Source organism: Ruegeria sp. YKSF131, from assembly GCF_059612645.1.
The window spans coordinates 1-12,473 of sequence record NZ_JBXWQZ010000087.1 but is presented as its reverse complement, the minus strand read 5'-3'; the positions used below and the strand labels follow the sequence as shown (position 1 = coordinate 12,473).

The following is a 12,473-nucleotide window of genomic DNA, read 5'->3' as shown; positions in this document are numbered from 1 at the left end:
GCTTGGTTCCGGGTTTCTTTCTCATCTCCACTCCTTGGCGGTTACGATGAGCCAGAAACCCTCTCTTATCAAATCGACCTAAACTGTCCCATTGGCGCTGACGTCAGACAGGTACAAACGTCCAGGTCGCCTCTTTCTGCAACCGACGCGTTTGATGTCGAACCCTGGGACGGAACCAACCCTGAAGGATTGTTCCGGCAAGTGTACCAACTGTCAGTTGAGGCTTTTTCCAAAAACGCCTTCTATAAACCTATTTCTGAGAGTGATTTTCTTGCAATGTACATGCCCGTCATTCCGCTTCTGACGCGCGAGCTTATCTTCTTTGCTCGCCGTCCGGACGGCTCGTTGGCAGGTTTCCTGTTTGGGATCCCTAACTATGCAGAAGGCCCAAATCCAACTGCGGCCGTCTTAAAGACGTATGCAAGCCTTGAGCGCGGCGCAGGTCGTCATTTGGCCAGTCATTTCCATAGATCGGCACTAAATCTTGGTTTTAAAACAGCCATCCACGCGCTGATACATGATGATAACAAATCCGCCGACCGCAGCGTTGTCGAAGGGGCTAAGGTATTCCGGCGGTATAACCTGTTCGGGTTGCGCCTGGATGATTAATCTGCTGGATCATTTTGCCGTTGCCGTCGACCGATTTCCAGACCGAACGGCCATCGTAGAGAGCAACGGTCGCGAGGTCACCTTTCGAGAGTTGCAGTTACGCGCGCAGCAATTGGCCGGAAAGTGGGGACGTAAGGGGCTTGGCCATGGCGATCGCGTTTTGTTGGCGATGCCGGTCAATGCTGATTTATACGCTAGTCTTGCGGCCTTGTGGTCATTGGGGGCAACGGTGGTTTTGCCTGAACCAGCTATGGGACTCGCTGGGCTGCGTCATGCAGCGAGAGCGACCCGACCCAAGGCCTTTTGCGCATCGGGTTTCTTTGCGCTGCTCGGGTTTGTTGTGCCAGAACTTATTAAGATGCGGCTTTTGCTACCTGGCAATGCCAAGGGCGACCTGAGGAAAGCTGTTGTAAAAGACAGTGACACGGCGCTCATTTCCTTTACGTCCGGGACAACAGGTCAGCCAAAGGCCATCCCCCGCAGTCATGCGTTTCTGATGGCACAACATGATGCCATCGCACCGCTTCTTGACAGTAATGAAGCAGAGCGGGATCTGGTAGCGTTCCCGGTGTTCACCCTGATAAACCTTGCGGCCGGGCGCATGACTGTTCTGCCGAACTGGAAGATGAGCAAACTGGAGCGGCTTTCTCCCGAACAGTTGGCGGATTGGATATCGAAGCAACACGTTACCCGGCTTCTGATCCCTCCGTCATTATGCGAAAAACTGACACAGTGTACAGATATCGGTTCCCTACACACAGTTTTCACTGGCGGCGGTCCGGTGTTCCCTGACCTGGTCGAAAGGCTTCTTGCCCATTTCGACCTGGAAGTGATCTGCGTCTACGGGTCAACCGAAGCTGAACCGATTGCGCATCTTGATGCGCGTGACATCTCCGAAACCGACCAACGTGAAATGGCAGCGGGCAAGGGACTACTTGTTGGGTGTCCGGTTTCGCAAATCAAACTCCGAATTCGAGAGGATGAAATACAGGTGGCGGGCGATCATGTAAATGATGGCTATCTTGATCCCGCACACTCCAAGGAAAATAAGATCAAGGACGACACTACGATCTGGCATCGAACCGGCGACGCTGGGCGGTTGGATGATCTAGGTCGTTTGTGGTTGTGGGGTAGAGTAGCGAGCGATGTGGCAACCTCAGCTGGCCGCACTTTTCCATTCGCCATCGAAATAGCTGCCCGGCAATGGCCGAGCGTGACGCACTGCGCGCTCATGAGCCTAAATGGAAGTTCCACTTTATGCATTGAAGGTGACGCGCATCAGTTGTCAAACTGGGCCAGGCTGGCGAAGGATCTTGGCATTGCCAAAGTGACCCACGTGAGGAAGATGCCAATGGACAAGCGCCACAGATCCAAAGTTGATCGGGTAAAACTCGCCCGCTTATTGGGCAACTAATTTGACGGGGTTATTCCACGCAGGTGCCAACGGAACACCTCTGTCGAACACTTTTTTGACATTCGAACGGCAATGCTACACGCACCGCTGCAGCGCGAAATTGCGGAGTTGGTTTTGATGCCATGATGTCACGCCATTTTGGCAAAATACCAAGTAAAAGGGTCGGCACAATTCCGTGACAGGCCCATAGAATTGGTCAACACGATCCGCAATGGCCAGGCACCATCCGAGCGCCATCCGTTTCCCCAAGTCATCGTCCAACCCCCAACACGTAACAGGTTAGTATCAAAGGATGCGCCTGACGTTATCTTCAGAACCTGTATGTTGCCCCCAGCAACGGGCCTGACTGGTCAAACCTGAAATCATTGCCGTTGATCTCATGATCAAAGGAGATATAGCGGTAGCCGCCCCGGATCAGCCATCTGTCATTGATTTCATAATCCGCGGTCAGCAGAACTTGCCAGGTTTCGCTACCGCTCCGAAATCCACCGTAATCCACAAATCCGGTCCCTGACCATTTGTCAGAAATCCGAACTCGTGCGCGGGCAGCGACGACCGGATCAGTCCAGTTGTCGTCGATCGTCACACTTCGCCCGGCGACGATCCCCGGTTGCAATCGGAATGTGGTTTCCGTGCTGAACCACCTGAACCCGCCGGCAAGGGCCACGCTGATCGCGGGTGTCTCATAAACACGGTATCCGACATAGCCGCTGAGAAATTGCGTGGTGGCGGAGGTGTCCAAACTCGAAAACGCTGGGCCAGGAGTTGAATTACTGAACGTCAAATCGGTGTAGTTATAGTCAGCAAGCAACAACCAGCGCCCGTTAGACGCGGAAATGCCGCCCATAAACGCAAAGTCCAGGTTTTCGAGAGCGTCTGAAAAACTCAACGTGCCGTCGATTGTTCCACTTGGTGTTCTAAGGGAAATATCCGTTTCGGCCATGAACAGATAAGCGGTGCCCGCAAAAGACCAGTCAGATTGCTGGGCTGAAATAGGCGGTGCGATCAGTAACGCAAACGCTATCGCCAAGTATTGCACCTTGCTTTTCATCAGTGACCTCGTTGCCAGAATTTATATTGCATTCCTTGCATACTTCACGGTTGCACAATTTGTAGCCTTTTCCAATATCTCGATCGCTGTACCGCCAACACGGTCCTTATTAATCACAGGATGCGTTCACACAGGAAATGCTAAAGGCCGCTGTCGTGCGTCACCCGAACTGATCATACGAAGGATAAATCCCGCTTCTAACGAAGTCGCTACTGGTTTGGGGCAACAGATGCGGTCAACAATTGCTTGGAATACTCGTGGCTTGGGTTCCCCAAACGCAGAGTTTCCGAGGACATGACCTCAACTATTTCACCATTTCTCATAACTGCCAATTGCTCGCACATATGTGCGATAACCGGAAGATCATGAGATACCATCAGATAGGTCAATCCGCGCTGTTTGCGCAGGTCAGTCAGCAGGTTGAGCACCTCGGCCTGAACGCTGACATCCAAAGCCGACGTGGGTTCGTCCAAAAGCAAAATGTCCGGCTCACCTGCCAAGGCCCTTGCGATTGCCACGCGTTGTCGTTGACCACCGGAAAGCTGGTGTGGATACCGAAACCGGAATCTTCGCCCAAGTCCGACGTCGTTGAGCAAATCGCTCACGCGTTTATCGATATCTTCAAACCCATGCAGATGAATTGTTTCACTGAGAACCTGATCAACAGTGTGCCGCGGATGCAAAGACGCGTAGGGGTCCTGAAACACCATCTGGACGGTCCGAAAGAATGACCGATCCCGCCGGGACCCGGATATAGCCTGACCTTCTACGCGGATTGTGCCCGACCATTGCGGTGCAAGCCCCGTTATTGCCCTCAGAATTGTCGACTTGCCGGAACCGCTTTCGCCAACAAGGCCAAAACTCTCGCCCTGCGCGACTTCAAGGTTTGCGTCTTTCACCGCATCGACCCGGTCGTGCGCGTGACCAAACCAGACATTCAGATGGTTGATTTCCAGTGCCTTCATTTCAGCCCCTCACGCTCGGGGCTTCGGACCAAGACGGATCGCGTGTGAGAACACTCAGGTGGGTGCATTTTTCATCAAGGCGCGGCAGCGAGTTTAGCAAGCCCTGGGTATAGGGATGTTGGGCCTGATGCAGCTTGTCAGCCTCGCAGACCTCGACGATCCGACCAGAATACATGATGAGGACACGGTCACAGAACTCAGACACCAGATTCAGGTCGTGGCTGATGAATATCAGGCCCATCCCCCGTTCCTTGACCAATCCATCCATGATGTTCAGCACCTGCCGCTGAACACTGACATCAAGCGCCGAAGTTGGTTCGTCGGCAATCAGAATCTTGGGATTGGGAATCAACATCATCGCAATCATAATGCGCTGCCCCATACCCCCAGACACCTCATGCGGGTATGCTCGCATCACCCGCTCAGGATCACGGATTGAGACGTTATCCAACATCTCGATAGCCATCTTTTTCGCGTGGGCCTTAGAGCCGGAATTGTGCTGGAGGTATGCCTCCATAAGTTGCTCGCCAACCGTGACCACCGGGTTCAGAGAAAACTTGGGGTCCTGCATCACCATCGAGATCTGCTTGCCTCGCACCTCACGCATCTCGCGCTCGCTGAGCTTCATCAGGTCTCGGCCTTCCAGATTGATGTGTTTGGCCTCGACGATACCCGGATTTCGGATCAGGCGCAGAATGGCCCGTCCCGTCATCGACTTGCCCGAGCCGCTTTCGCCGACAATCCCCAGACGCTCGCGCCCGAGCGAAAACGACACGCCACGCACGGCGTCAAACACGCCCTGACGGGTTGGGAAACGAACCCACAGATCTTCGATGTCGAGTAAGTTCATTGGCCACCGTCCTTTGGATCAAGCGCGTCCCGCAGGCCATCACCCAATAGGTTGAAGGCCAGCGAAACCGTGAAAATTGCTAGCCCCGGCACCGTTGCCACCCACCAGTGATCAAGGATGAAACGTCGACCCTCGGATATCATGGCACCCCATTCCGGACTTGGAGGTTGTGCCCCCAACCCCAGAAAACCAAGGCCGGCGGCGGCCAGGATGATCCCGGCCATATCCAGCGTGACCCGCACGATCAAAGATGAGATGCACAGTGGCCAGATATGCCGGGTGATGATGCGCAGCGGCCCGGCACCCTGAAGGCGGATCGCGTTGATATAGTCGGTTGACCGGATGGTCAGGGTTTCTGCACGTGCCATACGCGCATAGGGCGGCCATGCCGTGAGCGAGATTGCCAGAACCGCGTTTTCAATCCCTGCCCCAAGCGCCGCGACAAACGCCAACGCCAGAACAAGTCGTGGAAAAGCGAGGAAAATATCCGTGATGCGCATGAGGATTACATCCGTCCATCCCCCCACATATCCCGCAACCGTCCCGACCAGAAGCCCCGCAATCGGTGCGATGAGCGCCACAAGCGCCACGATGTACAGTGTAATTCGGGCCCCATAGATCAGGCGTGACAGAATATCCCGCCCCAAGCTGTCGGTTCCCAGCAAGTGCCCTTCAGCCCCGATGGGAAGAAGACGGCTGGACAGGCTCTGAACAAAGGGATCATGCGGCGCGAGAAAAGGCGCAAAGACCGCTGTCAGAACAAGGATGACAAGGATCGCAAACCCGACCATTGCCATCGAGTTTGATCGCAAAGTCAGCCAGCCTTTGTAGAAGCTGGCCAATCTGGCATGGCGGCGCGAAGTCGGCTCGTCGGTCAGCAGCCACTGGCGCAAGGTCATGTCGCTCATTTCGACCTCGGATCAAAGAATCGGTAAAGAAGATCCGAGAATATGTTCAGGCAGATAAAGATCAGCCCGACCACAACGGTTCCTCCAAGAACGGCATTCATATCGGCGCTCAGCAAAGCCGTCGTGATATAGCTGCCGATCCCCGGCCAGCTAAAGATGATCTCGGTCAGAACTGATCCTTCTAACAAGTTGGCATAGCTCAGTGCGATCACTGTGATCAGCTGCACTCGGATATTCTTGAAGGCGTGGCGCCAGATAACCTGCCTTTCAGACAGCCCTTTGACGCGGGCAGTGATGACATACTCGGCTGACAACTGTTCCAGCATGAAGGATCGGGTCATCCGGCTAATGTAGGCAAGCGAGTAGTACCCCAGCAAAGCTGCGGGCAGGATGATATGGGACAACGCGTTCCGGAAAACATCCCAATCCTGGGCCAAGGCACTGTCAAGCAAGATCAACCCTGTTCGCGTGGGAACAAGGTCTTCATAGAAGATATCCAGGCGGCCCGGGCCACCGACCCAGCCAAGTATCCCATAAAAGACCAAAAGCCCCATGAGCCCCAGCCAGAATATTGGCATTGAATACCCGACAAGCGCGACCACACGGGCGATCTGATCGATCCACGATCCGCGCTTGACTGCGGCGATCACACCAAGCGGAACACCCAGAAATATGCCAATCAAAACACCCAATGTCGCCAATTCCAGCGTAGCAGGGAAGACGCGGGCAATATCCTGAGAAACCGGGCGCGCATTCAGAAGTGAATCGCCAAAATCGCCGTGCAAAACATCCCAAAGGTAATATCCAAACTGAACCAGCAGCGGTTTATCAAGGCCAAGCTGTTGATAGACCGCATCATAAGTCGATTGCGATGCGCGTTCGCCTACGATCGCCAGCACCGGGTCGATCGGCATCACGCGACCGATAATGAAGGTCACGAAAAGCAGACCCAGCATTGTAATTGCGATGGTGCCAATAGTTTTCAGGATACTCTTGATCCAATGGATAAGAGGCGCCGAGCGGCGCCCCTCAGTTGGTCTTTCGGCCAGTGCCATTTACTTGGTCACCTGCCAATACGACGCCGAAGTTATCGCCTGACCGGTTGAGAAATTCGTCACGTTTTCACGCAGGGCCGATTGCTCGATCTGCTGGAACATGATGACAAACGGCGAAGTCTCGCGGAACTCGGCCTGGATTTCCTTGTACATGTCAGCGCGTTTCGCGGTGTCGTTTTCGACAACAGCCGCGTCCGTTTTGTCGGTCAGCCCGCCGGTATCCCAAGAATTCCGCCATGCCAGCAATCCTGTGGCATTGGCTTCGTCCGAGTTATCCGGGTTATAGGCAAAGGTACCTGCGTTCGTCTGCGGGTCGGGATAGTCCGGCCCCCATGCGCCAAGATAAACATCCAGTTCCCGCGCACGATACCGCGCCAGAATTTGTTTGGCGGTTCCCACGGTGATGTTCATCGTGATGCCAACCTGACTCAGCGCATTCTGCAGCGACTGGGCGATTTCGATCCGTTCCTGCGCTTCACGTACACCAACTTCAATCTCAAGCCCGCTTACACCTGCTTCATCCAGCAGTGCCTTGGCTTTTTCAACATCAAAGCTGAACGGCGTTTCGTCAGAGGCACCGAGATAGGTTTGGGGCAGGAAATTTTGGTGGATCGTGTATTGCCCCTTCAGGAAGCTGTCACGCATCCCTTCATAGTCAACCAGGTATTTGAACGCCTGCCGAACCTGAGGCTTGCTAAGCTCGGGGTGTTTCTGGCTCAGCGAAACATACATCAGGCGGCCCTTAAGCTCGTCTGCGATCTTTACGCCGGCAACAGATGAAGCGCCGGCAACATCTTCTGGGTTCAGGTTGCGCGCGACATCGATATCACCACGTTCCAGCAACAGGCGCTGGCTGGCGCTTTCCTGAACGTGGCGGACAACCACACGCTCCATGGCCGGAGCACCCAAGTAGAAATCAGGGTTCGACTTCAGTGTTACGCTTTCATTGGGCTTCCAACTGACCAGGCTATAAGCACCAGATCCAGCAGTATTGGTCTTGAGCCATTCGTTGCCCAGATCGCCATCCTTGTCGTGTTCCATCACCGTCTTCTTATCGACAATGCCGCCGATGGTAGCGGTCAGACAGTTCAGAACGAAGGATGTCGCATAGGGTTTGTCCGTTGTGATTGTCAGAGTGTTGCCATCCGCGACAATCGTTTGTTCGACATTTTCCGGCGTGAACCCAAACTGGGTCAGGATAAATGCCGGGGTCTTGTTTAGAATGATCGCACGACGCAGTGAAAATTCAACATCTTCGGCCGTCACCGGATTCCCGGAATGAAAGGTCAGTCCTTCCCTGATATTGAAGGTAATCGATTTGCCGTCTTCAGACACATCCCAACTTTCAGCGATGTCGGGCTGATAGCCGGCATCCAGATTGAGCGGGTCGAAGTTCACCAGCTTCTGATAGACATTCCGGCTGACATCCGAACCCGCAAACTCAAAGCTTTCGGCCGGATCCAGCGTCGTGATATCGTCGATACGATGCGCAATAACCAGCATGTTCGGCGGCGTTTCGGCCATTGCCGAAGTCGAGGTCACGGCCAGCGCCAATCCCAGCGCCGCACCGGTAAGCAATCTGTTAAATGCGTTCATTTTGTCCTCTCTGTCATCAAGTCTTCACTAACGGTTACGATCCCCAGGTCTTCTCAAGAACACGCAACCAGTTTTCGTGGCAGAGCTTCTTGATGAGCTCTTCGCCGTATCCATGGGTCACCATGGCATCCCTCAATCGAGGCAGCATCGAGACGTCCTTCACGTCGTCCGGCACGACTGCCCCGTCATAATCGGACCCAAGCCCGACCCGGTCTTCACCCATTATCCCGATCAGGTGGTCAAGGTGCTTCAGAACCTGCGTCAACGGCACATCGGAAAGCATCCGACCATCCTCGCGCAGAAACGCAGTGGCAAAATTCAACCCGACCATCCCGTCGCTTTCCGCGATGGTGCGAAGCTGGTCATCGGTCAGATTCCGCGCGTGCGGACAGATGGCTTGGGCATTCGAATGCGTGGCGACCAAAGGCGCATCCGAATACCGCGCTACATCCCAGAAACCATTTTCATTGAGATGCGACAAATCCAGCATGATCCCCAGCGCGTTGCAACGCTGCACAAGCCGCAGTCCATGATCTGTCAATCCAGGGCCAGTATCCGGCCCCGATGGATATCTAAACGGCACACCATGGCCGAAAATGTTGGGTCGGCTCCACACTGGCCCAAGCGATCGCAACCCCGCTGCATGAAACACGTCAAGCGAATGCAGATCGGCATCAATCGCCTCGGCACCCTCAATGTGAAAAATGGCCGCCATCTGGCCTTGCGCCATGCTGTTCCGGATATCCGAAACCGATCGAACCACTTTCAACGCCCCCAAACGTTCCAGTTCCAGCAGGATCGCAATCTGCCCCAGCGCTGAAGGCAGAGCATCTTCAGCGTCAATATGATTGGGAAGCGGCAGGTCATAGCTGGGCTGGACCATTTCTTCCATTTTTGCATCGGCATCGATAGGCGAAGGCACCCAAACGGCAAAGAAGCCTCCGCCAAATCCACCGGCCTTGGATTTAACAGAGTCAATCGCACCTTCGAGCCCGGTCAGGAAACGGCCCGCTTCGGGCAGACCACCTGACGAGGCCAGTTTTGACAGAACATCATTGTGCCCATCATAGATAAGAGGGGAGGTGCTCAAACTCACTTTACCCAGGTTAGTGTCATTTCGACACACGCTAACAGACGTAATCATCATAATTGTAAAAAATCTTGATGAGTTTTACTCATAGAGCTAGTCGGAATCATGCGGGTGCCCAGCAATGAAGAAACCTCGCAACTGGCATTCTTTGCCGGAATACCAGGCGCTCCGTGCGCTCATGCAGTCTGGAACAACAGCAGCCGCCGCACGACAGCTCGGCTTGTCTCAGTCTGCGGTCAGTCGCTCGGTCAGCAGCCTGGAGGATCGGTTGGGTAGAACACTGTTCGAACGGGATGCAGGCAGATTGCGACCGACGCAAGAAGCCGTAAGGCTGAATATGCGATTGGATCCTTTGTTCGAGGCTTTGGACAGGATCGATGGCCCGGGCGAAACAGTGCAAGAAACACTGCGTCTCGTTGCACCACCCAGCTACGCTCATCGATACATCGTTTCCCTCATCGCCAGTTTCATTCGCGGGAATCCCGGTTTTTTCGTAAACCTTGAGGTGACAACATCAGATATGGTCACGCTAGGCGTGCTTGAGAATCGATTTGATCTTGCCGTGACCGGGATTGAACAAAGCCGCGCTGGCATCAAACTTATTCCATTTCGCGAGTCACCAGCCGTTTGCGTCATGCGCCCTGAACATCCTCTGTCTGAACGCACCGTTCTGACGCCTTCAGACTTGCATGAGCAAGAGTTGATCGCACTGACATATCGACACGGGCGGCGCGGGCAGCTGGACCGGTTGCTTCAACAGGTGCGCGCTAAACCGAGGATCGTTGCCGAAGTTTCAACCTCATTTGCCGCTGCCGACATGGCGCGCGAAGGATTGGGGCTGTCTGTTATCAATCCCTTTCCCGTCTACCATTACCGATCTCCCGATCTGGCATTTGTCCGATTTGAATCTCCAATGCGGTACCGGGGCCATTTTGTGGTCTCGGATCAAAAACCGGTTCCAAGGATCGCACGGGCATTCATGCGGCATCTGCGATTGAACACCCCTCCGGACCCTTTTTCTGACCCGAGATAATGAAATCTTTCCAAGGTTCTTCACTGGCAACACTCCATGTGGCCGCCCAACAGGGATGATTTTGGAGGGGGTTGTTCGAGGTGCAGACCTCTCATGGCTACGTGCACAGTTTGGTATGAGTAACGTCCGCGAATATGGCTTTCTTTGTCCTTATTTATCTCAGGCCGTATCCCCCGGCATGCGGTTCGTTTATTTGGCTCTTAAGTTCCTCTACCCGCAACCCGCCTGTGATTTCCCTACGTTTCGTAGCGAAGCTGGCGTATCATTATCTCGCTCAAGTCTTAGGAAGGAATACCTAAATGGCGGATTGTGTGAAACTGCGCCCCGGCGAAACCTATACCGGGAAACAGGGGTTCGATTACTTCGAAGGCATCGCCAGACAGACGGTAGGAAGCCAAGCTATCTGCATGCATCTGCTTACGGTCCCGCCCGGAGGGCGCGCCAGGGCGCATAAACATGAGACACATGAAACCGCGATTTATGTGATTTCCGGGTCTGCGAAGATGTATTGGGGCGACAGGCTGGAACACGTTATGGAAACGCAAGCAGGAGACCTGATCTATATACCGGCAAACACTCCGCACCTTCCGTTCAACGATGGGAATGAACCCGCAGTTGCAGTTATCGCGCGCACGGACCCGAACGAACAGGAAAGCGTTGTTCTAATGCCTGAACTTGAGGACCTTGTACTGAGGTGACGCAAAATACTGTTGGGGGCCAGCTGCGCAGTTTTCTAACCCCTATTGCTTCCACGGTGCTTCCAGCGCCAAAGCTCCAATGCAAAACGCCCCGCGGGTTGCGCGGCTAAGTGTTTGATATTCGGCCTAGAAGAATGGTTACGGGAGGGCATAACCACCGTTGCCGAACACAATTGAGATGTCAGATTTGAAGCGCCAAGCGGACTTCATAGTTTCTACGACTAGACTTCCGCGTTGCGGAGAGGGTGTGTGGAAACTTGGTTGATCTCGGAGCCTCCAATCGGTTTTGACTTTTGTGTCCTTTTTTGGCTTGGGATCATCATTTTGATGGACAGGATGGATTGTGAGGTCGGCGGAAGCCATCTGAGACGGATAGGGCCATTTGGGCGCAAATTTCAGGGCAAACGAGGGCTCTTACGCGTTCATAGCTGCGATGATCGCTGGTACGCCCATGATCTTCAGCACGCGGGACATGTTGTAGGCGAGTACGTGCAGCGCCATCTCGGTGGCGACATTTTTCAACCTGCGCATCGTGAAGTGCGTCGCGCCCATCCATGATTTGATCGTGCCGTAGGGATGCTCGACGGTCATGCTGCGGACGGCCAGTTGGGCTGGGTCTGCGTCCAACCTTTCTTGTACTCGCTCAAGCACATCCTCTTTCTCCCATCGACGCACGCGCCGTTCCTTGCTGGCCGTGCATTTGTCCTTGATGACGCAATCGGCGCAGGCCCCAGACCAATACGCTCTGATGGCCTTGCCGTCTTGCTGGCCGGTAAATCTGTAGGTCAGTTGCTTGCCTGCCGGGCAGACATAGACATCCTTGCCGCTGTCATATGCGAAGTCAGCCTTGTCAAACTGACCGCGTGCAGCGGCGTTTGATGTCATGGGTTTGGGAACGACAACCGAGATACCAGCCTCTTCGCTGGCGACAATCTCCTCGCTCTTGTAGTAACCTTTATCCGCGATTGCTGTGAGCTGATCTGTCGTCATGACATCATTTGCTGCCGCGGCCATCATCGACAAGGCATCCCGGTCGAACCCAAGCATTGTTACTTCATGCGCAACGATCAGGTGGTGATTGGCTTCGACGGCCGTTTGAACATTGTAGCCGACAATGCGGGGCATCCGGGCCGTTGTTGCCATGGATCGGGCATCAGGATCACTAAGTGAGACTTGGGTTTCGCCGGTCTCATCCATGCGCTGC

Annotated in this window: 12 protein-coding genes; 4 read left to right on the top strand and 8 right to left on the bottom strand. The window is 54.3% G+C overall.

Annotated elements, in window-relative coordinates:
- Together AC2FLZ_RS20495 and AC2FLZ_RS20490 are read left to right on the top strand one after the other, a co-directional pair.
- A partial coding sequence (locus tag AC2FLZ_RS20495; protein ID WP_496882687.1) for a hypothetical protein occupies nucleotides 1–609 on the top strand: 609 nt, incomplete at its 5' end.
- The gene (locus tag AC2FLZ_RS20490; RefSeq protein WP_480554286.1) at nucleotides 602–2,023 is read left to right on the top strand and encodes an AMP-binding protein; all 1,422 of its coding nucleotides are present in this window, start codon (nucleotides 602–604) and stop codon (nucleotides 2,021–2,023) included. The genes AC2FLZ_RS20495 and AC2FLZ_RS20490, both read left to right, overlap by 8 nt.
- A gap of 310 nt (nucleotides 2,024–2,333) precedes the next feature.
- On the opposite strand, the gene AC2FLZ_RS20485 is transcribed toward AC2FLZ_RS20490, so the two are convergent.
- The 7 genes from AC2FLZ_RS20485 to AC2FLZ_RS20455 all read right to left on the bottom strand — a co-directional run bounded on the left by AC2FLZ_RS20485 (nucleotide 2,334) and on the right by AC2FLZ_RS20455 (nucleotide 9,538).
- The gene (locus AC2FLZ_RS20485) at nucleotides 2,334–3,074 is read right to left on the bottom strand and encodes an outer membrane protein (RefSeq protein WP_480474891.1); all 741 of its coding nucleotides are present in this window, start codon (nucleotides 3,072–3,074) and stop codon (nucleotides 2,334–2,336) included.
- A gap of 209 nt (nucleotides 3,075–3,283) precedes the next feature.
- Complete coding sequence (locus tag AC2FLZ_RS20480) at nucleotides 3,284–4,039, bottom strand: ABC transporter ATP-binding protein (RefSeq protein ID WP_480554287.1); 756 nt, start codon at nucleotides 4,037–4,039, stop codon at nucleotides 3,284–3,286.
- 1 nt (nucleotide 4,040) lies between these two features.
- Nucleotides 4,041–4,889, bottom strand: coding sequence for an ABC transporter ATP-binding protein (locus tag AC2FLZ_RS20475; RefSeq protein WP_209506685.1), 849 nt, complete (start codon nucleotides 4,887–4,889; stop codon nucleotides 4,041–4,043).
- Nucleotides 4,886–5,797, bottom strand: coding sequence for an ABC transporter permease (locus AC2FLZ_RS20470; RefSeq protein WP_480474889.1), 912 nt, complete (start codon nucleotides 5,795–5,797; stop codon nucleotides 4,886–4,888). Before AC2FLZ_RS20470 ends, AC2FLZ_RS20475 begins: the two co-directional genes overlap by 4 nt.
- Nucleotides 5,794–6,852, bottom strand: coding sequence for an ABC transporter permease (locus tag AC2FLZ_RS20465; RefSeq protein WP_480474888.1), 1,059 nt, complete (start codon nucleotides 6,850–6,852; stop codon nucleotides 5,794–5,796). The genes AC2FLZ_RS20470 and AC2FLZ_RS20465 overlap by 4 nt, the downstream gene beginning before the upstream one ends.
- Nucleotides 6,853–8,448 carry an ABC transporter substrate-binding protein gene (locus AC2FLZ_RS20460; protein WP_480474887.1) on the bottom strand — a complete coding sequence of 532 codons (1,596 nt, stop codon included), beginning with the start codon at nucleotides 8,446–8,448 and terminating at the stop codon, nucleotides 6,853–6,855.
- A gap of 34 nt (nucleotides 8,449–8,482) precedes the next feature.
- Complete coding sequence (locus AC2FLZ_RS20455) at nucleotides 8,483–9,538, bottom strand: dipeptidase (protein ID WP_496882686.1); 1,056 nt, start codon at nucleotides 9,536–9,538, stop codon at nucleotides 8,483–8,485.
- A 121-nt stretch (nucleotides 9,539–9,659) separates the two neighbouring features.
- Between AC2FLZ_RS20455 and AC2FLZ_RS20450 the strand changes: the two genes are divergently transcribed.
- On the top strand, nucleotides 9,660–10,571 hold the full coding sequence (locus tag AC2FLZ_RS20450) for a LysR family transcriptional regulator (RefSeq protein ID WP_480518276.1): 912 nt from the start codon (nucleotides 9,660–9,662) through the stop codon (nucleotides 10,569–10,571).
- Between the two features lie 299 nt (nucleotides 10,572–10,870).
- The gene (locus tag AC2FLZ_RS20445) at nucleotides 10,871–11,269 is read left to right on the top strand and encodes a cupin domain-containing protein (RefSeq protein ID WP_496808383.1); all 399 of its coding nucleotides are present in this window, start codon (nucleotides 10,871–10,873) and stop codon (nucleotides 11,267–11,269) included.
- A gap of 414 nt (nucleotides 11,270–11,683) precedes the next feature.
- On the opposite strand, the gene AC2FLZ_RS20440 is transcribed toward AC2FLZ_RS20445, so the two are convergent.
- Nucleotides 11,684–12,473, bottom strand: a 790-nt coding sequence (locus AC2FLZ_RS20440) for a transposase (protein ID WP_496882685.1), incomplete at its 5' end; no start/stop codon positions are given.

Excerpts from the sequence above, each read along its gene's own strand:
- AC2FLZ_RS20490 (WP_480554286.1), top strand. The coding sequence starts at position 602 with ATGATTAATCTGCTGGATCATTTTGCCGTTGCCGTCGACCGATTTCCA.
- AC2FLZ_RS20485 (WP_480474891.1), bottom strand. The coding sequence starts at position 3,074 with ATGAAAAGCAAGGTGCAATACTTGGCGATAGCGTTTGCGTTACTGATC.
- AC2FLZ_RS20480 (WP_480554287.1), bottom strand. The coding sequence starts at position 4,039 with ATGAAGGCACTGGAAATCAACCATCTGAATGTCTGGTTTGGTCACGCG.
- AC2FLZ_RS20475 (WP_209506685.1), bottom strand. The coding sequence starts at position 4,889 with ATGAACTTACTCGACATCGAAGATCTGTGGGTTCGTTTCCCAACCCGT.
- AC2FLZ_RS20470 (WP_480474889.1), bottom strand. The coding sequence starts at position 5,797 with ATGAGCGACATGACCTTGCGCCAGTGGCTGCTGACCGACGAGCCGACT.
- AC2FLZ_RS20465 (WP_480474888.1), bottom strand. The coding sequence starts at position 6,852 with ATGGCACTGGCCGAAAGACCAACTGAGGGGCGCCGCTCGGCGCCTCTT.
- AC2FLZ_RS20460 (WP_480474887.1), bottom strand. The coding sequence starts at position 8,448 with ATGAACGCATTTAACAGATTGCTTACCGGTGCGGCGCTGGGATTGGCG.
- AC2FLZ_RS20450 (WP_480518276.1), top strand. The coding sequence starts at position 9,660 with ATGAAGAAACCTCGCAACTGGCATTCTTTGCCGGAATACCAGGCGCTC.
- AC2FLZ_RS20445 (WP_496808383.1), top strand. The coding sequence starts at position 10,871 with ATGGCGGATTGTGTGAAACTGCGCCCCGGCGAAACCTATACCGGGAAA.